Here is a 21998-nt window from a genome sequence, read left to right as displayed (position 1 = left end):
TTTCGGGAAGGGTCAGGAGCGCGAGGCGGCGTCGGGCTTCGGCGCATCGGCCTTGGCGTCGTTGGCATCGGCGGCTGTCTGCGGAGCCTCGGGCTTCAGATAGCCGGTGACGGAACGCTTCGGCTGGAGATATTTCTTCGCCGCAGCGTTGACCTCTGCGACCGTGACCGCCTCGATCCGGTCCGGCCATGTCTCGACGTCCTCGACGGTGCGACCGGTCGAAAGCGCCGCGCCGACCCGCCGGGCCATCGCCGTCTGGCTGTCGCGCAGATAGATGACGTTCTTGCGCACCCGGTTCTTCGCCCGTTCGAGCTCGGCCTCGGTGACGCCCTTCGTCCTGATCTTCTGAATTTCGGCGTCGATCGCCGTCTCGATGTCGGACAGCGTCGCCTTGCCGCGCGGCATGCCGTAGACGACGAACTGGCTCTCCTTCAGCGCCGAGCCGGAATAGTAGGCGCCGGTCCCCGCGGCGATCGCCTTGTCGACCACCAGCGCGCGGTAGAGCCGGCTGGTCGTGCCGCCGCCGAGAATGTCGGCCAGGACGTCGAGCGCTTCGGATTCGCCGGGCTCGGCGGTGTTTTCCGAGGGGGCGAGATAGGTCCGCTGCATCGAGGGCTGGGTCACCTTGGCATCGGTGAGGGTCACGGTCCTTGCCGCAAGCGGCTCTGGCTCGAGCGCGCGCTCGCGCTCGCCGGGATCGGCCCGGCGCTTCACCTTGCCGTAGGTCTCCTCGGCAAGGGTCTTCACCTCGTCGGCGGTTACGTCGCCGGCGACCAGCAGCGTCGCGTTGTTCGGGGTATAATACTTGTCGTAGAAGGCGATGGCGTCGGCGCGCGAGAGCTTCTCCATCTCGCTGCGCCAGCCGATCACCGGGATGCCATAGGGGCTGTTCTGGAACAGCGCCGCCTGGACGGCCTCCTGGAGCTGGGCGCCGGGATCGTTGTCGACCCGCATGCGGCGCTCTTCGAGGATGACGTCCCGCTCTGGCTTCACCACCGCGTCGGTGAGGACGAGATTGGCCATGCGGTCGGCCTCGTAGCCCATCACCATCTTCAAGGCCGAGGACGGCACCTGCTGGTAATAGCCGGTGTAGTCATCGGTGGTGAAGGCGTTTTCCTGTCCGCCGATATCGGCGACGGCGCGCGAGAACTCGCCCTCGGGATGGGTCTTCGTGCCCTTGAACATGAGATGTTCGAGGAAATGCGCAATGCCGCTTTCGCCGGGCGCCTCGTCGGCCGCGCCGACATGATAGTAGACCATCTGGGTGACGACCGGCGCGCGGTGATCGGGCAGGACGACCACCTGCAGGCCGTTGGAAAGCGTGAACTCGGTGATCCGCTCCTCGACGGGCTTGTGATCCTCCGCCGTCCCCGCGGCAGCGTTCGCTTGCGACGCGGCTTCGATCGCGGTGTCGGGCTTCGCTTCGGTCTTCGACAACGTTTCGGCGGCGGCGGTCGAGGCCGGGCCGAAAGCGAGGGTGCCCGCAAGGGCTGTGGCCGAAAGGGCCCGAATCACCTGAATCATCTCGGTCAGCTATCCTCGTTGCAGTTGCAGAGCGTCGTCTCGACTATGCCGGAGCGCCTTTGCCGAGGCCACTTACGCTTTCGTTAGAGCGCCGTGCGTCCCAATGAACGCACGAATGACGCTTTAACTTATTGAATCACCGGCGGCCCTCATATGCAGCGCGAGGATGGCGAGTTTATGGGCGATTCAGCCGCAAGAACCGCAGGATCGTCGCACCCATGGCGCGCTCGTCGATCAGTTCGAAGTGATCCGGCAAGTTGAAGGCGGCGCTCGCGGCCTCTTCGACGACGGCCAGGGCACCCGGCTTCAGCCAGCCGCCATCGCTCGCCGCGCTCACGGCCTTCTCGCCGAGCGCCTTGCCATAGGGCGGATCGGCGAAGACCATGTCGAAGGGCTCCATCGTGCCCGGAACCCCGAGCTTCGTCGCATCCCGCCGGAAGATCTTCGCCCGGCCGTTCAGGCCGAACGCTTCCATGTTCGAGCGGATCAGTCCCCGCGCCTCGGCGTCTTCCTCGACGAACAGGCAGAAGCGCGCGCCGCGCGACAAGGCCTCGATGCCGAGAGCACCGGTGCCGGAAAACAGATCGAGGACGCGCGCGCCGACGAGATCGGGTTCGGCGCGGTGCGCGAGGATGTTGAACAGGGTCTCGCGATTGCGGTCGGTGGTGGGGCGGACGCGCTCGCTCTTCGGCTCGGCGAGCTTGCGGCCGCGGAACTCGCCGGCGACGATGCGCATCCTGCCCTAGCCCTTCTTCGGCCGCTTCGGGCCGGAAGCGCCCGATGCTCCGCCCTTGGACTTTGCACCTGCGCGCTTCTTGCCCATCCGCTGGGTCGGATCGAAGGCGCGCGGCTTGTCGGCGCGCTCGGCCTTGGCCTCCTCGTTCGCGGCCTTCTTCGGCCCCATCGGACGGCCGCCGGGCGCGATCCAGACATTGGAGAGACGCCGGCCGGCGGAGGCTGGACGGTCAGGCCGCTCCTCCGGGGCCTTATCGCCGCGCTTGCCGGCGCCGAACGGCTTTTCGCCGAAGGATTTCTGGCCGGACGATCTGCCGCCAGACGGCTTGTCGCCGAAGCCGGACCGAGCCGGCCTGTCGCTCGAAAAGCGTTCGGAATCGCGGGCGTTGCTGCGGGCACGCTGCGGCTTGTCGCCGAACGTCCTGCCGGCAGCATCGGTCCGCCCGCGCCGGCCCTCGCCCTCCGAACGGCCCGGCCGATCGGCCCGCGTCGCCAGCCGGCCGAGCGCGTCGGCGCGCTGCTCCTCACGCTGGCGCTTCCTGTTCGGCGCCGTTTCGGCGCGGGGCTTTCTCGCCTCGCTATCCTTGGCCCTCGGCGCCCGCTCGGCTTCCACCGGCTTGTTGGAAAAGGGATTGACGATCGGGGCGTCGAAATCGGCGCCCGATTCCTCGATGAGCCGCGGCCCGAGCTGGTCGCGCAGGGTCTTGCCGTGGATCTCGCGCACCGCGCCTTCCTTCAGATCGGCGAGCTGGAACGGGCCGTAGGACAGGCGGATCAGCCGGTTCACGTCGAGGCCGAGATGGCCGAGAACGCGCTTGACCTCGCGGTTCTTGCCCTCGCGAAGTCCCAGCGTCAGCCAGACATTGGCGCCCTGAACCCGGTCGAGCGAGGCCTCGATCGCACCGTAGAAGACGCCGTCGATGGCGATACCCTCGCGCAGCTCGTCGAGTTTCGCCTGATCGATCGTGCCATGGGCTCTGGCCCTGTAGCGCCGCAGCCAGCCGGTGGCGGGAAGCTCCAGCACCCGGGCAAGGCCCCCATCATTGGTCAGGAGCAGCAGCCCCTCGGTGGTGATGTCCAGACGGCCGATGGTGAGAACGCGCGGCATGTCGGCCGGCAGTTTCTCGAAGACGGTCGGGCGGCCTTCCGGGTCCTTGTTGGTGGTGACGAGCCCGGCGGGCTTGTGGAACAGCCACAGCCGCGTGCGCTCGATCGCCGGCAGCGCCTCGCCGTCGATGGTGATCCTGTCCTTCGGCCCGACGTCGAGGGCGGGCGTTTCCAGGACCTTGCCATTCACCGAAACCCTGCCCTCGGCGATCATCGCCTCGGCGTCGCGGCGCGAGGCGACACCCGCGCGGGCCAGCCGCCGGGCGATGCGCATGGTGAGGGCGGTCTCGCCCGCCGCGTCGGTCGTCGCCGCCCCTTCGCCAGTGTCCCGGCGGGTCCGGCTGGCGCTGCGCGGCGAGCGCTCGGTGCCGTCCGGCCTTGGCGCCCGCGCCGGGCGCTCCTTGCGAAAGCCGCCCCTTTCGCCGGCGCCAGCGCCGTCCTTGCCGCGCGGGCCTTGCCCCCGGTCGTCGTGGCGTCCGGCATTCATCGGCCGCGGCTTGCGCCCGCCGCTCGGACCATCGCTGGCGCTCGTGCCGTCGTGACTGCGGCTGCCGTAGCTCTTCGGCCTTGCCGCCCGCCCGTCCTCGGCCTTGCCGCCACCATGGGAGATCATGCCCCGGCTTTTCGGCGTGAACGGCTTGCCGCCTTCGGCCCTCGCACGGAACGGCCGGTCGCCGGAGCCTTGCTGTGCCCCCTCGCTTCCCGCGCCATCGCGCTTGCCGGCATAGGGCTTGCGGGGCCTGTCGCCGTCAGAGCGTTTTGCCGCGTCGCCCGACCGCGCGGGCCGGGCCCCGGCGCGCGGCTTGTCGCCCCTTACGCCACCAGCCGGGCCACGCCCTCTGCCGCCGGCGCCCGAGCGATCGCCACCCTTGCGCGGACCGCGCCCGCCGCGCCCGCCGGCGCTGTTTCCCTCGTCGCTCATTGCCATCGTTCCAATGTCTCGCGCCGTCGACGGGCGCTCCGCCCGGACGTTCGCATGTTCCAGATCCGATCTGCCGGTTCTTCGCTCGCGGGCCGATCTGCCTACAAAGCCGGGCATTGCGCCCTCGCCGCTTCGACCGTTCCCAAAGGCGCGGTCGTCCGGCGGCTTCCGTCATCGTTCAGGACTGCTATAGCAAGGCTTTCACCGCCGAGTAAGACCGATCCGCCCATGCCACGCGTCAATTTCATGGATCTTGCCCTCGAACAGGCAAAACTCGCGGCCATGCGCGGCGAGGTGCCCGTGGGCGCGGTCGTCGTGAAGGACGGACGCGTCATCGCGGCGGCCGGCAACGAGACGATCCTGCGGCCCGATCCGACGGCCCATGCCGAAGTCGTCGCAATCCGCATGGCCTGCGAGGCCGTCGGATCGCAGCGGCTGCCCGACTGCGATCTCTATGTGACGCTGGAGCCCTGCGCCATGTGCGCGGCGGCGATCTCCTTCGCCCGGATCCGCCGGCTCTATTACGGCGCGTCGGACGAAAAGGCCGGCGCGGTCGAAAACGGGCCGCGCTTTTATTCCCAGGCAAGCTGCCATCACGCGCCGGACGTCTATTCGGGGATCGCCGAAAGCGAAAGCGCTGCCATCCTCAAGCGGTTCTTCGCCGACCGGCGCTGAGGCCGGTCACGCGCGACTTTCGATCAGAATGGCAGGAGGTCGCCCAGCTTGTCGAGAACGCCGGGGTTCTTGCCCCGCATGCGCCGTTCCTTGATGGCCTCGTCCTCGCCGGGATCGCCGATCGGCGCGCTCGCGGCCGGCTCGCGATACTTGATGGGCGGCTCGGAGAGATAGCGGCGCTGGGTCGGGCTGCCCTGATTGCGCTCGGCCAGCCGCTCCTTGATCATCTCCGATCGGCTGGTCATCTCTGCCGGCGTCAGAACGCCGGCCTCGTCGGAATTCTTGCCGAAGGTATAGCCTTCGCCGGTGGTGCGATTGAGATAGCCCTGGGTGACGCCTTCCTTGCGCTTCGTGGCGAACTCGGCCGGCAGCGGACCATCGCCCTGATAGGCGGAAGCCTGAATGCGGGCAGAGCGTTCCTCGGGGGTTTCGGGCCAGTTCGGGTCGCCCGTCGTGTTGCGCGCCACCTGCGGCTGCGGCAACACCGCCGTGTTCTCCGGCTTCACCAGTTCCGGTCGCGGCGTGTAGGCAATCTTCTTGCCCTCGTCCGCGCCGCCGATCGCGACAAAATTGTTGATGTCGTCGAAGAGCGTCTCGCCCTGCGATTTTCCGGTGCCGTAGGTGGGGCCGAGGCAGCCGCCGAGCGACAGGCACCCAAGCACCAACATGGCTGCGGTGACCCCCTTGCGGGCGGTGTTCGGCATCATCACGATACGTCCCCTCATTCGGACGGCGGGGCCGCAAGTGACCCCGTCGCTTCGAACAACTCGAAATCCGACTGCCGAGGCCGGCTGAAGATCACCAGCTCCCGGAAAGATCCGCCAGCCGCGCATATTCGCCGACTGCCGCTTTGGGCCCGCCCATTCCCCCTTTGAACGAGCAAGCCCCAATCGCATAGGCGGAACACGGCCGAAGGCCAAGCCCGATTCTGCGACAAGCTGGCTGGATCGCATTAAAATCCGGCAAATTCCGGGCATAACCTTACGGCAGGTGACGAATTTTCCGGCTGCGGTCACGTTTCATCGCGCAACCGCAGCCATGATCGATCGATCCCCGGGCGCGAAAGCCTCCGTCATGCTGCAAGACGGCCCGCGGCCTTCAGCTCCCGCAAGGCCTTGGCATCGCGCGCCGAGACATCCGGATAGTCGGGGTCCGAGCCGACATCGCCGGAGATCTTCCAGGATCTCGCGCATTTCCTGCCCTCGGCCTTGGCGAAGACGACGGCGACGCCCGGCGTGTCGGCGAGGGTGAAGGCGCCCTCCGGGGCCGGATCGCCGCTGACCTCGATCCCGGAGGTGATGCAGGTTTCGGCGAAATCCGACGCTGCGACGAGGGCGCGGGTCTCGGCGTCGGCGACATGTACCGTTGGCCAGGCTTCGAGCGACGAGCCGATCACCTTGTCGCGGCGCTTTTCCTCCAGCGCGCCCATGACGACGCGGCGGACCTTGCGGATCGTCTGCCAGCGAAGGCTGAGCGCCTCGTCCTTCCAGGCCGGATCGACGGCGCGGAACTGTTCGAGATGAACCGACACGGCGTCGGGATAGCGCTCGAGCCAGGCCTCTTCCATGGTGAAGGGCAGCATCGGCGCGAGCCAGGTGACGAGATGGTCGAACAGCGTCCGCACCACCTGAAGGGACGCCTTGCGTTTTACCGAAGAGATCGGATCGCAATAGAGCGCGTCCTTGCGCACGTCGAAATAGAAGGCCGAAAGCTCGACGACGACGAAATCGAGAAGCGCCCTTGCGACCCGCTTGAAGTCGAAGGCGTCGTAGCCCTTGCGCACGACCTCGTCGAGTTCGGCGATGCGGTGGAGCATCAGCCGTTCGAGCTCGGGCATCTGATCGAGCGGCACCGTTTCGCCTTCGTCATGAGCGAGGGTGCCGAGCATCCAGCGCATGGTGTTTCTGAGCTTGCGATAGCTGTCGACATTGGTCTGGAGGATCGTCTTGCCGAGACGCAGATCCTCCGAATAATCCGACGAAACCACCCAGAGCCGGAGAATGTCGGCGCCGGACTGCTTGATCACCTCCTGCGGGGTGACGACGTTGCCGAGCGACTTCGACATCTTGCGCCCCTCCTCGTCCATGACGAAGCCATGGGTGAGGACGGCGTCATAGGGCGCCCGGCCGCGCGTGCCGCAGCTTTCCAGAAGCGAGGAGTGGAACCAGCCGCGATGCTGGTCGGAGCCTTCGAGATAAAGGTCCGCCGGCCATTTTAGGTCAGGGCGCTGTTCCAGGCAGAAGGCATGGGTCGAGCCGGAATCGAACCACACGTCGAGAATGTCGCGGACCATGGTCCATTTCGAGACGTCGTGCTCGTTGCCGAGGAATCGCTCCTTGGCGCCAGCGGCGAACCACGCATCGGCGCCTTCCTTGGCGAAGGCTTCGAGGATGCGGGCGTTGACGGCGTCATCCTTCAGGACATTGCCGTCCGCATCGGCAAAGACGCAGATCGGCACGCCCCAGGCGCGCTGGCGCGACAGCACCCAGTCCGGCCGGTCGGCGATCATGCCGCGCAGGCGGTTCTGGCCGGAGGCGGGGACGAAGCGGGTGTGGTCGATGGCGGAGAGGGCGCGGGAGCGGAGGGTATCCAAGCTATTTTCGCTCACGCTGTCGCCGCTGGCGCGGCTGCGCTCCGCGGGGGCGGCCTGACCGGCCAACGCCCGTTCGGGCTTGCGGCCTTCGGCCGAGGGCTGCTGCGAGCCGCCCTCGCCCTTCGAGGCCGCCTGCGGCGGCACCTCAGGATGAGGGCTAGCGTTTGCGGCTGCAGCTTCAGCGCTTGTGGAAGCACTGGCGCCAGCACCGTCAGCGGAGGCCGCGACGCTAGCACCCTCATCCTGAGGTGCGGAGCGAAGCGGAGCCTCGAAGGGCGAGGGTGCGCCCTCCAGCCCATAGCCACCCAGGTCCCGGTCCATATGAACGAACCACTGCGGCGTGTTCCTGAAGATCACCGGCTTCTTCGAGCGCCACGAATGCGGATAGGAATGCTTCAGCCGGCCGCGCGCCAGCAGATTTCCCTGCTCGATCAGTGCGGCGATGACGCGCTTGTTGGCGTCACCCTTCTTGCCCTTGTCGTCGATGACCCGCGCAGGCCCGCCCTCGGCATCCGGCCCGAAGCCCGGCGCGTCCTTGGTATAGAAGCCGTCATCGTCGACGGTGAAGGGAATCGCCGTGTCGATACCGCGCGCTTCGAGATCGCGGCGCATCTCCATCCAGGCGTCGAAGTCCTCGCGGCCGTGGCCGGGCGCGGTGTGGACGAAGCCGGTGCCGGCATCGTCGGTGACGTGATCGCCGGCGATGAGGGGGACGGGGAAGGAATATGGCACAGAGACCTCCCTCCCCCTTGTGGGGAGGGATTGAGGGTGGGGGTCCCGTGCCGAGCGCCGAGCGGGATCGCCCAGGACAGGCGTTGCGGCATCACCCCCACCCCGATCGCCTTCGGCTCTCGGACCTCCCCTCAAGGGGGAGGTTGTCGCCCAACCCTTCAGCGGGTGGTCCACGACGAGACCCTGCAGATCGGACGGTTTCACGTCGGCTACCTTCCGCCATCCGCCTTCCGGCACGCGCGCCTTGGCGAAGACGTCGGCAGCCAGGGCATCGGCGAGGATCAACTTGTCGCCCGGCTTCGCCCAACGCGGGTTGTCGGCGTCTTCGGGCGCCGTGACCTCGTATTGGCCATAGGCGATGCGAGTGGAGAAGGCGATCGCGCGGTTGCCCGGCATCGTCCAGGGGGTGGTGGTCCAGATGACGACGGATGCGCCGGCGAGCCGTCCATCCCCTGCCACTGGAAACTTCACCCACACCGTATCCGACTCGTAGTCGTGATACTCGACCTCGGCTTCGGCCAGCGCGGTCTTCTCGACCACCGACCACATGATCGGCTTCGACCCCCGATAGAGCTGGCCCGACATGGCGAACTTCAACAGCTCGCCGGCGATCACCGACTCCGCCTCGAAGTTCATCGTGAGATACGGGTTCTTGAAATCGCCCTCGACGCCGAGGCGCCGAAACTCTTCCGTCTGGACGCCGACCCAATGGGTCGCGAATTCCCGGCACTCTTTCCGGAATTCGTTGATCTCGATCTCGTCCTTGTTCTTGCCCTTGGCGCGGTAGGCCTCCTCGATCTTCCACTCGATCGGCAGGCCGTGGCAGTCCCAGCCGGGGACGTAGTTGGCGTCGTAACCGCGCATCTGGAAGGAGCGGTTGATGACGTCTTTCAGGATCTTGTTCAGCGCGTGGCCGATATGGAGGTTGCCGTTGGCATAGGGCGGGCCGTCGTGGAGGACGTATTTCGGCCGTCCCTTCGACGCCTGACGCAGCTTGCCGTAAAGATCCATGCCGTCCCATTTCGCCAGCCATTCCGGCTCGGCCTTGGGCAGCCCGGCGCGCATGGGGAAATCGGTCTGCGGCAGGTTGAGGGTCTTGGCGTAGTCGATGCCGGCTTCTGGTTTCGTCTCGTCGGTCATGATGCGGGTCAGTCCTGTTGCGGCCGCGAAAATCTCAAGCGGCGGCGAAAGAGAAGTGAGCGTTGAAACGCGATACGGCCCGGTCCCTCCGCGCGCCCGTCAGGACTGCCGGAAGGCCGGGCGACTAATTCGCAGACCGATCGAGACGATGTGCCGTGTCAACATGGGCCGGCTTTAGCAATTTCGCGGCGCGATGAAAAGAACGCCCGTCGCCGCGTGTCCGGCGACGAGCGATCAGAAGGAGATCGCCCGGTCGAGATCGCTCAGCGGGGCTGCCGCAGCGAGCACCGCCTTGGCGTTTTCCGAATCCACGTCCATCTGCGCGACCAGCGCTTCGGCGGTGTCGAACTTTTCCTCGCCGCGCAGGAACTCGAAGATCGAGACGGCGATCGTCTCGCCGTAGAGATCGCCGGAAAAATCGAACAGGAAGGTCTCGAACAGGGCGGCGCCGTTATCGAAGGTCGGGCGGCGGCCGAAGCTTGCGACACCGTCATGGATCGTCCCGTCGGCGCGGCGCACACGCACGGCATAGATGCCGAATTTCAGCATCGTGTCGGGCATCAGATGGATGTTCGCGGTGGGATAGCCGAGGGTGCGGCCGAGCCGCTGTCCCTCCGACACCGAGCCGCCGATCGTCCAGCGATATCCCAAAAGCTCGGCGGCGCGCGCTGTATCACCGGCTTCGAGCAATGCGCGGATCCGGCTCGAGGAGATCGTCTCGCCGCCACCGTCGTCGATCGCCGGGACGAGCGTCGCGCCAAAGCCGTGGCGCTCGCCGGAGGTGATCAGGGTCTGCGGCGTCCCGGCCCGCTTGGCGCCATAGTGAAAGTCGAAGCCTGCAACGACATGGGCGGCCTGCAGCCGCTCGACGAGGATCGCCTTCACGAAGGTCTCCGGCTCGATCCCCGCAAAGTCCCTGTCGAAGCCCTGCTCGACGACCGCATCGAAGCCGAGGGCGCCGAGGAGCCTTGCCCGGATCGGCGCCGGGGTCAGCCTCGGCACCGGCCGCTCGGGATTGAAGACCGTTCGCGGATGCGGCTCGAAAGTCAGGCAGATCAGCGGCTTTGCCTCGGCGCGGGCGATCTCGCGCGCCGAGGCGAGCACCGCCTGGTGGCCGCGATGGACGCCGTCGAAATTCCCGATGGCGACGACGCCGCCCTGGAACTTCGCCGGTATCGGTCTCTCGCCGGACAGTCTGGCGATGGCGGCCGGTGCGCTCATTCGAGCGCCGCCATGAAATATTGCGAAGACAGACCCTTCTCGGTGAGAACCCCGGCGACCGCTGCCGGATCCTCGGGCCGGTCGCCGAAGTCCTTGCCGTGGATGCCGCCGGTGATCAGAAGCACGTCGAGGCCGGCCTCGTTGGCGCCCTTGATGTCGGTGGCGAGGCCATCGCCGATGCCAAGGATGCGCGAAGTCTCGCTCGTTCGCGCAAGCCGCCGCGCTTCCTGATAGATCGGCGGATAGGGCTTGCCGGCCATGGAGACCCGGCCGCCGGCATCCTGATAGGCCTTTGCGACGGCACCGGCGCAATAGACGAGCTTTTCGCCGCGATGAACGACGATGTCGGGATTGGCGCAGACCATCGGCAGGTCGTTCTTGCGGAAGGTGGCGATCAGGTCCCGGTAGTCCTCCGGCGTTTCCGTCTCGTCGTCGTAAAGACCCGTCGCGATCACGGCTCTCGCCGCGCCGGGATCGTCGGTCGTCTCGACCCCGAGCCCATCGAAAAGATCGACGTCGCGCGGTGGCCCGATGTGAAAGAGCGGCCCCTCGGCCCTGGAGATCAGGGCGCGTGTGACATCGCCCGACGTGACGATCTGATCGAAGGCCTCGCGCGAGAAACCGAAGGAATCGAGCTGCGCGACGACGCCGGCCGCCTGGCGCGGCGCATTGGTGATGAGAACAACGGTCGCCCCGGCGGCCCGGGCGTCGGCAAGCGCCCGTTCGGCCGCCGCATGCTTGGCCAGACCATCATGCACGACGCCCCAGATATCGCATAAGATCGCGTCGTAGCCGCCGGCGATCTCGGCGAGATGCGCGATGCGGCGCGGCGCGGCAGACGACGGGTTCGGCATTAACTGTTCCAGGCGAATTGGCGTTTCGGGCTTGAATCTCGCCCCGAGGCGATAGAGATGAGGGCGCGAGCGGTCAAGTCGAGTGCGCTCGCAGATGGCCTCTGCAATCGTATGCCCCGGCTCTTGGCCTGTGCCGCCGTGGCCACTGCGAATGCGGCAGTTTTCTGATCTGGGCGACGACCCCCGATCGCTGTTTTTTGTCTCCCATCCCCTTGACACTCACCCGGCTCGCTCACTAGGTAGCGGCTGTTAGCACTCCCATCGGGTGAGTGCTAATACTGTTTCAGCCGGATGCTCACGAGCTCCGGCACTATCGTCCAACGAAGGGTTCAAACGAACATGGCAGCTGTGAACTTCCGTCCCCTGCACGACCGCGTCGTGGTTCGCCGGGTGGAGTCCGAAGCCAAGACCGCTGGCGGCATCATCATTCCGGACACCGCGAAGGAAAAGCCCCAGGAAGGCGAGATCGTCGCCGTCGGTTCCGGCGCTCGTGACGAGTCCGGCAAGGTCGTTCCGCTCGACGTCAAGGAAGGCGATCGCGTCCTCTTCGGCAAGTGGTCGGGCACCGAGGTCAAGCTCAACGGCGAAGACCTTCTGATCATGAAAGAGTCCGACATCATGGGCGTCGTCGCCGCCTGAGGCGAGACGGCCTGACGGCCTCTTAGAGATCCACGATCCGATGAAACTTCAAACGGCGCCGGCCTTCAAAGGCGCGCCCGGGAGAATATCAACATGGCAGCTAAAGACGTAAAATTCGGCCGCGACGCGCGTGAGCGCATGCTGCGCGGCGTCGACATCCTCGCCGACGCGGTGAAGGTGACCCTCGGCCCCAAGGGCCGCAACGTCGTCATCGACAAGTCCTTCGGCGCTCCGCGCATCACCAAGGACGGCGTTTCCGTCGCCAAGGAGATCGAGCTCGAGGACAAGTTCGAGAACATGGGCGCCCAGATGGTGCGCGAAGTGGCCTCGAAGACCAACGACAAGGCCGGTGACGGCACGACCACCGCGACGGTTCTCGCCCAGGCGATCGTCAAGGAAGGCGCCAAGGCGGTTGCCGCCGGCATGAACCCGATGGACGTCAAGCGCGGCATCGACGCGGCCGTCCTGAAGGTCGTCGAGGCTCTCGGCTCGGCCGCCCGCTCGATCGACACGTCTGACGAAGTCGCCCAGGTCGGCACCATCTCGGCCAATGGCGAGAAGGAAATCGGCGAGATGATCGCCGCCGCCATGCAGAAGGTCGGCAACGAGGGTGTCATCACCGTCGAGGAAGCCAAGACCGCCGAGACCGAGCTCGAAGTCGTCGAAGGCATGCAGTTCGACCGCGGCTACCTGTCGCCTTACTTCGTGACCAACGCCGAGAAGATGGTCGCCGAGCTCGAGGACGCCTACATCCTCCTGCACGAGAAGAAGCTCTCCAACCTCCAGGCGCTGCTGCCGGTTCTCGAGGCTGTCGTCCAGTCGTCGAAGCCGCTGATCATCATCGCCGAGGACGTCGAGGGCGAGGCTCTCGCCACGCTCGTCGTCAACAAGCTGCGTGGCGGCCTGAAGATCGCCGCCGTCAAGGCTCCTGGGTTCGGCGATCGCCGCAAGGCCATGCTCGAGGACATCGCGATCCTCACCGGCGGCACGGTCATCTCCGAGGACGTCGGCATCAAGCTCGAGAACGTCACCCTCGACATGCTCGGCCGCGCCAAGAAGGTCCAGATCACCAAGGAAAACACCACCATCGTCGATGGTGCCGGTGAAGGTGAGCAGATCAAGGCCCGCGTCGGTCAGATCAAGGCGCAGATCGAGGAGACCACCTCGGACTACGACCGCGAGAAGCTCCAGGAGCGCCTAGCCAAGCTCGCCGGTGGCGTCGCGGTCATCCGCGTCGGCGGTGCGACCGAGGTCGAGGTGAAGGAAAAGAAGGACCGCGTCGACGACGCCCTCAACGCGACCCGTGCGGCCGTGGAAGAAGGCATCGTGGCCGGCGGTGGCGTCGCTCTCCTGCGCGCTTCCAACGCCGTCGACATCAAGGGTGCCAACTCCGACCAGGACGCCGGCATCGCCATCGTCCGCAAGGCGCTTCAGGCTCCGATCCGTCAGATCGTCCAGAACGCCGGTGCCGAGGGCTCCATCATCGTCGGCAAGATCCTCGAGAACTCCTCGATCACCTTCGGCTACAACGCCGCTTCGGGTGAGTATGGCGACATGATCCAGATGGGCATCGTCGATCCGGTCAAGGTCGTTCGCTCGGCCCTCCAGGACGCGGCTTCGGTCGCCGGCCTGCTCGTCACCACCGAGGCGATGATCTCCGAGGCTCCGAAGAAAGAGTCGGCCGGTGGCGGCATGCCCGCCGGCGGCATGGGCGGAATGGGCGGCATGGGCGGAATGGACTTCTAAGAAGCCGATAGGCTTCGAAGAAGACCATCAAGCCCGCCCATCCTTGAAGATGCTGAAACCGGGCAAGCCCGGTTTCAGGTGGCGGCATGGACTTCTAAGTCCGGTTGACCAGCGCTTCTCAGCCAAGCGTTACAGGGCGGTCCTTCGGGACCGCCCTTTTTTTTGTCGGGCGTTTCAAGTTTGACTTGAAACTTTTCAAGTTTTGGTTCATTTTAAGTGAAACAGGAGTTGGGAATGGCAACCGCATTCGGAAAAAGACTTGCCAAAGCACGAGAAAAGGCCGGTCTAACAGCTAGTGATCTCGCCAGAGAGACAAACGTGTCTCCGACGGCGGTGTGGAATTGGGAGAAGAATGGCTCCGTACCCCGGGACGACAAAATCCCGGCGATCGCGAAAGCGGTCGGTGTATCGGTAGAATTCCTGCGCACAGGTCGTCCTCCCGAAAACCTGTCGCCGCCCCCCCGCACGCGAAGAGCCAAGACGGTCGCCGACGTCATAACGGAGGCGCAAAACGAAATTTCACAAATCACCGGCATCGCGATCGATCGGGTAAAACTCCGGGTCGAGTTCGAAAGCGAGTGAACCGTTTGACGTCCGCCAAGGTGTGTATTATTTCACACGGGATCGACCATGTCCATGAGCAGTCGTGATCTCATCAAGCTTTTGCGCAGGGATGGTTGGTTCGAAGTGGGCGTGACCGGCTCCCATCATCACTACAAGCATGCCGTCAAACCGGGTAAGGTCACCGTTCCGCATCCTGAAAAGGACCTACCGCAAGGGACAGTCAGATCCGTGCTTCGGCAAGCTGGACTCCTCAATCAACAATCGTAAATCTCGCTCGGGATCAGTGCGCTACATCGCTTTCATTCACAAGGAGCCCGGCAGCAGCTACGGTGTCAGCTTCCCCGACGTTCCCGGATGTATCTCCGCTGGTGACACACTTGAGGAGGCGGCCTCGAACGCCGTGGAGGCGTTGAGCGGCCATGCGCGCATGATCGAGGCGGATGGCGAAACCCTGCCCGCGCCGCGCAGCCTCGACGAGATCGTTGCGGATCCAGCTTTGCAGGTCGACCGGGAAGGCGCCATGCTGACCGTTGTGCCGCTCGTGCGCGATCGCGGGGCGACGACGAGAATCAACGTCTCCCTTGATCTCGGTCTCCTCGAAGCAATCGATGCAGCCGCGCGCGCGCGCGGGCAGACCCGCTCTGCCTTTCTTGCCAGCGCCGCAAAGCGCGAGATTGCCGAGTAGATCCGGTCATCGTCGACGTGATCGTCCCCGTCAACACGACTTCTGCCTGTCACGAGACCCGATGCACGTCCGCAGGCGTGACAACAAATACCTGAAATCTAAGGGAACTCTGCGATCACCATCGCCGTTCTTAGCCCATCGGTCAGCCAAGCACGGGTGACCTTCAGGAGGAACGACCATGGTCGACAAGAATGAAATCAAGGGCGCTGCCAAGGAAATGGGCGGCAAGGTCAAGGAAACGGCCGGCAAGGCGACCGGCAACGAGCGCATGGAAGCCGAAGGCAAGGTGGACCAGGTCGAGGGCAAGACCCAGAAGAACTACGGCAAGGTCAAGGATGCGGTGAAGGATCAGACCCACTCGCACTGATCACACCCGATCACATCATCGTAACGAAAGCGGTCGCCCGGCAACGGGCGGCCGTTTTCGTTGCCTCCAGTGCCGCGACCGGAATCTCGACTGCCCGCAAAGCCTGCATCTCGCGATGAGCGCGCGGGTCTGGATGATTCACAGCCGGCCGCCTGTCACGGGCCGGGTCTTGATCGTCGCGATTGCATCCCTTGCGATCATCGCATAACCGTCTAGTTTGGAGCGGGTCAAAACTTTGATGTGTCGAGGGCTTTCGAAACAGGCATCGTGATTGACGATCATCGACAAAGACCGCCGAATATCGACAGATTGCATTTCGACGACGAGGAGGCGACCGTGGTCACTTTCACCCTCAATGGCCAGGACACGACGTTCGATGGCGATCCGGATACGCCGCTTCTGTGGGTGATCCGCGACGCCGAGCGGCTCACCGGCACGAAATATGGCTGCGGCATCGCCCAGTGCGGCGCCTGCACCGTGCATGTCGACGGCATGACCCGGCGATCCTGCATCACGCCGGTCTCCACTCTCGACGGATCCAGCGTGACCACCATCGAGGGGCTCGAAGGCACCGAGGCCGAAGCCGTCCAGGCCGCCTGGAAGGCGATCGACGTGCCGCAATGCGGTTACTGCCAGTCCGGGCAGATCATGTCGGCGGTCTCGCTCCTGCAGTTCACGCCCAATCCCACCGACGAGGACATCGACGGTGCGATGGCCGGCAACATCTGCCGCTGTGCCACCTACAAACGCATCCGTCAGGCGATCCACGACGCCGCCAAGACGCTGGAGGGCTGAGCCATGGGGATCGAGACCATCCGCCCGACACGCCGCGGGTTTCTTGCCGGCACCGGCCTCGTCGTCGGCCTGACGCTTGTCGGCCGTCAGGCCGGCGCCGCGCTGATAAAGGGCGTCGCTGAGGGCGCGCCCGGAAAGCAGGCCGATCTCAACGCCTTCGTGCGCGTTGCGCCGGACGGCCTCGTCACCGTCCTGTCCAAGCATCTGGAAATGGGTCAGGGCCCCTATACGGGTCTGACGACGATCGTCGCCGAGGAACTCGACGCCGACTGGGACCAGATGCGCGTTGCGGCAGCGCCCGCCGACGACGACGTCTACAAGAATCTCGCTTTCGGGCTCCAGGGCACCGGCGGCTCGACCTCCATCGCCAATTCCTACGATCAGCTGCGCAAGGCCGGCGCGACCGCAAGGGCAATGCTGGTTGCCGCCGCCGCCAAGGAGTGGGACGTTGCCGCTGGCGAGATCACCGTCGCCAGGGGTCGCATCCGCCACGAGGGCAAGAACAAGGACGCCGGTTTCGGTGAGTTCGCCGAAAAGGCCGCCGCGATGGATCCGCCATCCGACGTGAAGCTGAAGGACCCCAAGGACTTCGTCCTCATCGGCAAGGACAGGCACAAGCTCGACACCGACGAGAAGACGAACGGCAAGGCGATCTTCACCCTCGACGTCATGGCCGATGACATGCTGATCGCGATGGTCGCCCATCCGGACCATTTCGGCGCGACCGTCAAAGGCTTCGACGATGGCGAGGCCCGCCGGATCAAGGGCGTCGTCGACGTCAAGCAGGTGCCGCAGGGCATCGCGGTCTACGCCGAAAACACCTTTGCGGCGCTGAAGGCGCGGGCGGCGCTTAAGATCGACTGGGATCTTTCCAAGGCCGAAACCCGCTCCAGCCAGCGGATCTATGACGACTACCGGGCTGAGATGAAGGCCAAGGGTCTGGAGGCGGCGAACAATGGCGATGCCGATGCCGCGCTTTCGGCCGAGGGCATCACCACCATGGACACCGAAATCGTCTTTCCCTTCCTTGCGCACGCCCCGATGGAGCCGCTCGATGCCGTCCTGATGATGGCCGATGACGGCTCGATCGACTGCTACAACGGCTCGCAGTTTCCCGGCCAGGACAAGGCGGCGATCGCCGAAATCTGCGGTGTCGATCCCGCCAAGGTGCGCATCAACGTCCAGCTCGCCGGCGGCTCGTTCGGCCGCAGGGCGCAGTTCGGCTCGCCCTACATGCGCGAGGCCGCGGCGGTCTTCAAGGCGTCCGGCATGAAGCGGCCGGTCAAGCACATGTGGACCCGCGAGGACGACATTCGCGGCGGTTTCTACCGGCCGATCTACGTGCACTCGATCAAGGGCGCGATCGACAAGGACGGCAATGTCACGGCCTGGGACCACACCATCGTCGGCCAGTCCATCATGAAGAAGGACGATCTCGACGAGACCACCGTCGAGGGAACGGCCGACATGCCGTACAAGATCCCCAATCTGAGGGTCGTCGCCCACCAGCCGTCCCTCGGCGTGCCGGTCCTGTGGTGGCGCTCGGTCGGACATACCCACACGGCGTTTGCCGTCGAGACGTTCCTCGACCGGCTGCTGGAGCGGGCGAAGAAGGACCCCGTCGAGGGGCGGCTTGCGCTGTTGCAGGATTCGCCGCGGCATGTCGGCGTCCTGAAGAAGGTCGCCGAGATCGCCAACTGGGGCTCGCAGGTTCCCGACGGACGCCAGCGCGGCGTCGCCGTCCACAAGAGCTTCGACACCTATGTCGCCGAGATCGCTGAGGTATCGATCGGCGACCAGGGCCTGCCCAAGGTCCACAAGGTGTGGTGCGCGGTCGATTGCGGCGTCGCGGTCAATCCGAACATCATCCACGCCCAGATGGAGGGCGGCATCGGCTACGGTCTCGGCGCGATCCTCTTCGACGCGATCGATCTTGGCGAAGGCGGCGGGGTCGTCCAGTCGAACTTCAACGACTACCGCTCGCTGCGCATCAGTGAGATGCCCGAGGTCGAAGTGGCGATCGTCCAGTCGAACGAGGCGCCGACGGGCGTCGGCGAGCCCGGCGTCCCACCGATCGGCCCGGCCGTCGCCAATGCCTGGCGCCGGCTCACCGGGCAGCCGGTGCAGAAGTTGCCTCTGGCGAGCGGGCTCGTCGCCTGACGGCGGGAAGCGCCGCGACGAACAAAGACGGACGGGGCGCCTCGAACCGATCGCCGCCCCGTCGCATTCCGGTCGCCCTTCCGGGCGACAATGCGACAGAAGAGACGACACTTAGGATCACGATGCGCAATTACACACGGGCCGGGTTCGTATCCGCCTTCCTTTTCGCCTCCGCTCTGGCAGGTCTCGCGCCGGGCTTTGCCCAGGACCGCGCTCCCGAGGCGCCCGCCCCTTCGACGCCCGCTCTGGCGCCAAGCGACACGAACCAGCAGAAGAGCCTGAAAAGCGTCGCCGACTTCGACAACATCAAGGACGAGAGAGAACGCTCGATCGCGATCTTCCAGGAGACCGGCAAGGTTCTCCTGCATCCGCGCTGCGTCAACTGTCATCCGGCCGGCGATCGTCCACTACAGGGCATGGACGAGCATCTGCACCAGCCGCCTGTGCAGCGCGGCGATGCCAATTTCGGCGTCCCGGGCATGATGTGCAACACCTGTCACGGGCCCAAGAACGTACCGGTCGTCGCCCAGAGCGAGGACATCAAGTCGATCCCCGGCAATCCCAACTGGCATCTCGCGCCGATCGAGATGGCATGGCAGGGCCGTTCGCTGGCCGAGATCTGCCGCCAGATCAAGGATCAGGACCGCAACGGCGGAAAGACCCTGGCCGAACTCGTCGACCATATGGCGAGCGACGATCTCGTCGGATGGGGCTGGCATCCGGGCAAGGGCCGAGAGCCCGTCCCCGGAACGCAGAAACAGTTCGGCGACCTTTATAAGGCTTGGGCCGCGACAGGAGCCCACTGTCCCGACAGCTGATCGTCGGGGCAACGGCCGGGCATTCGCTTTGAGCCACATTTCCATGGGATCCGCCGGCGCCAGCGCATGTTCGCCTTCGCGGCGCCGGGTTCCGGTTGGAGGACTCGCGGCCTGACGCCCTTGGGCAGGTCAGCCTTCGATGAGGCGGCAGGCCTGCTCGATCCACCGCTCTTGCGCGATACGTCCGGGAAAGCCGATTTCCTGCTCGACCCAGACGACCTCGTGCGGTTCCAGCCCTGCGATCTGGTCGAAGTGATAGATGCCGCGGTCGAACAGCAGTTTCTCGATCGCGGTGCCGATCCCCTCGATCCGCGTCAGATCGTCGGGGTTGCCATGACGCGGGGCCGGCAGGCCGGACGGAGCGCTGGCGCCGACGGGCGGCACGTCGGAGGCGGGCATTTCGTGTCCCGAACCAAGCGCGACCGTCGCCAGCGGCGCCTGCGCTCCCGGCGTACGGAACGCGCCCATCCCGAGATCATCCTCGGCCGGCTCGCCGCTCTGCGAAGTATCGACGACGAGGCTTTCCTTGTCGAGAATGCCGTCCGGCTCGATCTTCAGCCTGTCCTTCTTGCCGTCCGCCTTCTTGCCGAGCTTGCGGTAGTCGAGGGTGCGAAAGTCCTTGTCGAATTTCTCCGCCTTGTGTTTTTCGGCCAGCGGATCGGGCGGCAGCCGCCGCTCGTCCTTGGCCGGCGTCGGCCCGTCCGGATTAGAAAAGGCGAGTTTCGCCCGACGCTCGGCATGGACGCTTTTCGGTTTTTCCGCCTTGGCTGGGGCCGGCGGGGCGCCCGGTGCAAGCGTCGGCATCATGTCGGGAACCCGCGCGTTGCTCTTGCCGCGCACGACCTCGGCCGAGACCATGCTGCCGCCGAAGGTCGCGAACTGGGCGTGGCTGGGCGGATCCTGCGTCTCGTTGCGCGCCCGCTCGCTCGGCGGATGCCAGGTCGAGGCCTCGCGCTTGCGACGCATGCGCTCTTTTTCCCGGGCCGCCTCGTCCGCCGAGATGTTGGAATAGTCGATGGTGCGAAAGTCGCGGTCGAAAGCCCCGGCCTTGTGCTTTTCTTCCAGCGGATCTTCGATCTTGCGGGCGGGCAGAGCCTGGTCGCGGCCCTTCAGACGCTCGCTCGATTCCCGCGAGGCCGCGACGGGGTGGTCCGCCTCGAGGTCCGATTGCGGGATCTTGGGATCGTTTGCACTCATGGTCGTTGGCCCTTGATCGTGACTGAGGGTCGACGCGGAGGCGTGAGCCGGCCGCCGGGAGGCATTGTCGTCTTGTGGCGGCGGCACGCGCGTAACGGCGCCGTCTGCACCATCATCAAACTCGCCGGCATCAATCCTGCCTGCATCAGACTTGCCGGCACCGGCCCTGCCGGCATCGTCCCCGCCGGTAACGGCATCCGGGACGGCAGGTCCATCCTTTCCGGCATCATGATCGGGCCGGCGGCGACGGAAGGCGACCGCGGCTCCCGCCAGCAAAAGAAGCAGTCGTCCTGCCTTCGCCCACACCCGTGATCTCCCGACGATCGAAATGCACTCAGGGTGAAGCTAGTTTGACAAGTGCCCTGCGACAACCACCGGCGGTGCGAAATCGGCAAGGCGCGATGCAATTTGCCACGGGGGAAAAGGAACGACGGCGACGGCCTGCGGAGATCGCGGGATCGGCAGGCATGGCGAGCGCCTGCGACAAAGCACCGCACGATTTGTCGGGGGCTTGGGCCGACCATGGCGGCTTTCATTGTGCAGGGATCGCCCGAAAGCCGGGACCGGCTCGACCACTGGCCGATGCGCCGGCCCGCGCCCGCACGGCTTCAGCCGAACTCGCCGGCCACCCGGTGGAGAATGGAATGGCGGCGGGCAAGCGCTTCGATATCGCGCGAGTAACCGCCGCCGATCACCGCAGCCACAGCAACGCCGCGATCGCGGCAGTAGCCGATGACCCGGCGGTCCCGTTCGGCGAGCCCTTCATCGCTCAGGGCGAGGCGCCCGAGCCGGTCGTCCCGGTGCGGATCGACGCCGGCGTTGTAGAAGACGATTTCGGGCGCAGCGGCGGCAAAGCCATGATCGAGAGCGCCGCCGAGAGCCTCCAGATAGGCCGCGTCGCCGGTCGCGTCAGGGAGCCCGACATCGAGATCGGATTGCGCCTTTTCGGTCGGGTAGTTGCGCTCCGCGTGGATCGAGAGCGTGAAGACGCGCGCTTCGTCCGCGAAGATCTTCGCCGTGCCGTCGCCCTGGTGAACGTCGCAATCGACGACGAGGACGCGTCCGACATCGCCATCGGCCAGAAGCAGCGAGGCCGCGACGCCGACATCGTTGAACACCGAAAAACCGGCGCCGCCGCTCCGCCCGGCATGATGGCTGCCGCCGGCCGTGTTGCAGGCCAGCCCCTCGGCGAGCGCAAGGCGCGCGGCGAGCACCGTCCCGCCCGTCGCGCAGCGCGAGCGCATCGCCACCTTTTCGTCGACCGCAAAGCCGATCGCCTTTTCGATCGAGGCCGGCACCGCCTGAAACAGCACCTGGTCGACATAACGCGGATCATGCGCGAGGCGCAGCCAGCCGGGCAGCGCCGGGGCCGGAACGTGATAGCCGGCAGGACCGACGACGCCGTCCTCGCGCAGGATTTCGGCAAGGCGGGTGAATTTCGACATCGGAAACCGGTGATGCGCGTCGAAATTCGCATCGAAGGCGGGATGATGGATGATCGGAACGGCCATGGTTCGCCATAGA

General features: G+C 65.8%; 20 protein-coding genes. 11 read left to right on the top strand and 9 right to left on the bottom strand.

Annotation, left to right across the window (positions count from 1 at the left end; genetic code table 11):
* Positions 1–12: 12 nt before the first annotated feature.
* The 3 genes from J6595_RS14055 to J6595_RS14045 all read right to left on the bottom strand — a co-directional run bounded on the left by J6595_RS14055 (position 13) and on the right by J6595_RS14045 (position 4288).
* Entirely contained in the window at positions 13–1524 is a 1512-nt protein-coding gene (locus J6595_RS14055) for a M16 family metallopeptidase (protein WP_209595203.1), read from the bottom strand.
* Positions 1525–1699: 175 nt separating this feature from the next.
* Entirely contained in the window at positions 1700–2260 is a 561-nt protein-coding gene (rsmD, locus tag J6595_RS14050; protein WP_209595202.1) for a 16S rRNA (guanine(966)-N(2))-methyltransferase RsmD, read from the bottom strand.
* A gap of 6 nt (positions 2261–2266) precedes the next feature.
* Entirely contained in the window at positions 2267–4288 is a 2022-nt protein-coding gene (locus J6595_RS14045; RefSeq protein WP_245198313.1) for a pseudouridine synthase, read from the bottom strand.
* Positions 4289–4516: 228 nt separating this feature from the next.
* Between J6595_RS14045 and J6595_RS14040 the strand changes: the two genes are divergently transcribed.
* Complete coding sequence (locus J6595_RS14040; RefSeq protein WP_245198311.1) at positions 4517–4963, top strand: nucleoside deaminase; 447 nt, start codon at positions 4517–4519, stop codon at positions 4961–4963.
* 23 nt (positions 4964–4986) lie between these two features.
* Here the strand turns inward: J6595_RS14040 and J6595_RS14035 are convergent, their stop codons facing one another.
* From J6595_RS14035 to J6595_RS14020, 4 genes are all read right to left on the bottom strand, one after another.
* A complete protein-coding gene (locus J6595_RS14035; RefSeq protein WP_209595201.1) occupies positions 4987–5670 on the bottom strand; it encodes a hypothetical protein in 684 nt (227 codons plus the stop codon).
* A gap of 365 nt (positions 5671–6035) precedes the next feature.
* Positions 6036–9428 carry an isoleucine--tRNA ligase gene (locus J6595_RS14030; protein ID WP_209595200.1) on the bottom strand — a complete coding sequence of 1131 codons (3393 nt, stop codon included), beginning with the start codon at positions 9426–9428 and terminating at the stop codon, positions 6036–6038.
* A 234-nt stretch (positions 9429–9662) separates the two neighbouring features.
* Positions 9663–10649: a bifunctional riboflavin kinase/FAD synthetase gene (locus J6595_RS14025; protein ID WP_209595199.1), complete on the bottom strand. Its 987-nt coding sequence runs from the start codon at positions 10647–10649 to the stop codon at positions 9663–9665.
* Positions 10646–11503 carry a TIGR01459 family HAD-type hydrolase gene (locus tag J6595_RS14020; RefSeq protein ID WP_209595198.1) on the bottom strand — a complete coding sequence of 286 codons (858 nt, stop codon included), beginning with the start codon at positions 11501–11503 and terminating at the stop codon, positions 10646–10648. The genes J6595_RS14025 and J6595_RS14020 overlap by 4 nt, the downstream gene beginning before the upstream one ends.
* A 339-nt stretch (positions 11504–11842) precedes the next feature.
* Between J6595_RS14020 and groES the strand changes: the two genes are divergently transcribed.
* The 9 genes from groES to J6595_RS13975 all read left to right on the top strand — a co-directional run bounded on the left by groES (position 11843) and on the right by J6595_RS13975 (position 19277).
* Positions 11843–12142, top strand: a complete 300-nt coding sequence (groES, locus tag J6595_RS14015; RefSeq protein ID WP_209595197.1) for a co-chaperone GroES — start codon at positions 11843–11845, stop codon at positions 12140–12142.
* A gap of 93 nt (positions 12143–12235) precedes the next feature.
* Positions 12236–13888, top strand: coding sequence for a chaperonin GroEL (gene groL, locus J6595_RS14010; protein ID WP_209595196.1), 1653 nt, complete (start codon positions 12236–12238; stop codon positions 13886–13888).
* A gap of 234 nt (positions 13889–14122) precedes the next feature.
* Positions 14123–14470, top strand: coding sequence for a helix-turn-helix domain-containing protein (locus J6595_RS14005; protein WP_209595195.1), 348 nt, complete (start codon positions 14123–14125; stop codon positions 14468–14470).
* Between the two features lie 54 nt (positions 14471–14524).
* A complete protein-coding gene (locus J6595_RS14000; protein ID WP_209595313.1) occupies positions 14525–14719 on the top strand; it encodes a type II toxin-antitoxin system HicA family toxin in 195 nt (64 codons plus the stop codon).
* Between the two features lie 16 nt (positions 14720–14735).
* Entirely contained in the window at positions 14736–15137 is a 402-nt protein-coding gene (locus tag J6595_RS13995) for a type II toxin-antitoxin system HicB family antitoxin (protein ID WP_209595194.1), read from the top strand.
* Between the two features lie 178 nt (positions 15138–15315).
* A complete protein-coding gene (locus J6595_RS13990; protein WP_209595193.1) occupies positions 15316–15504 on the top strand; it encodes a CsbD family protein in 189 nt (62 codons plus the stop codon).
* Between the two features lie 336 nt (positions 15505–15840).
* Positions 15841–16299 (top strand): (2Fe-2S)-binding protein, encoded by a 459-nt coding sequence (locus J6595_RS13985; protein ID WP_209595192.1) that lies wholly within the window; start codon positions 15841–15843, stop codon positions 16297–16299.
* A 3-nt stretch (positions 16300–16302) separates the two neighbouring features.
* Positions 16303–18459, top strand: a complete 2157-nt coding sequence (locus J6595_RS13980; protein ID WP_209595191.1) for a xanthine dehydrogenase family protein molybdopterin-binding subunit — start codon at positions 16303–16305, stop codon at positions 18457–18459.
* 122 nt (positions 18460–18581) lie between these two features.
* A complete protein-coding gene (locus J6595_RS13975; RefSeq protein ID WP_209595190.1) occupies positions 18582–19277 on the top strand; it encodes an Isoquinoline 1-oxidoreductase subunit in 696 nt (231 codons plus the stop codon).
* Between the two features lie 129 nt (positions 19278–19406).
* On the opposite strand, the gene J6595_RS13970 is transcribed toward J6595_RS13975, so the two are convergent.
* Positions 19407–20474: a hypothetical protein gene (locus J6595_RS13970; RefSeq protein WP_209595189.1), complete on the bottom strand. Its 1068-nt coding sequence runs from the start codon at positions 20472–20474 to the stop codon at positions 19407–19409.
* Positions 20475–20486: 12 nt separating this feature from the next.
* Between J6595_RS13970 and J6595_RS13965 the strand changes: the two genes are divergently transcribed.
* On the top strand, positions 20487–20786 hold the full coding sequence (locus J6595_RS13965) for a hypothetical protein (RefSeq protein WP_209595188.1): 300 nt from the start codon (positions 20487–20489) through the stop codon (positions 20784–20786).
* 296 nt (positions 20787–21082) lie between these two features.
* On the opposite strand, the gene J6595_RS13960 is transcribed toward J6595_RS13965, so the two are convergent.
* Positions 21083–21985, bottom strand: a complete 903-nt coding sequence (locus J6595_RS13960) for a histone deacetylase family protein (RefSeq protein ID WP_209595187.1) — start codon at positions 21983–21985, stop codon at positions 21083–21085.
* Positions 21986–21998: the final 13 nt, after the last annotated feature.

The organism is Jiella mangrovi (assembly GCF_017815135.1).
Lineage (GTDB): Bacteria > Pseudomonadota > Alphaproteobacteria > Rhizobiales > Rhizobiaceae > Jiella > Jiella mangrovi.
This window is presented reverse-complemented; position numbering and strand designations above follow the sequence as displayed.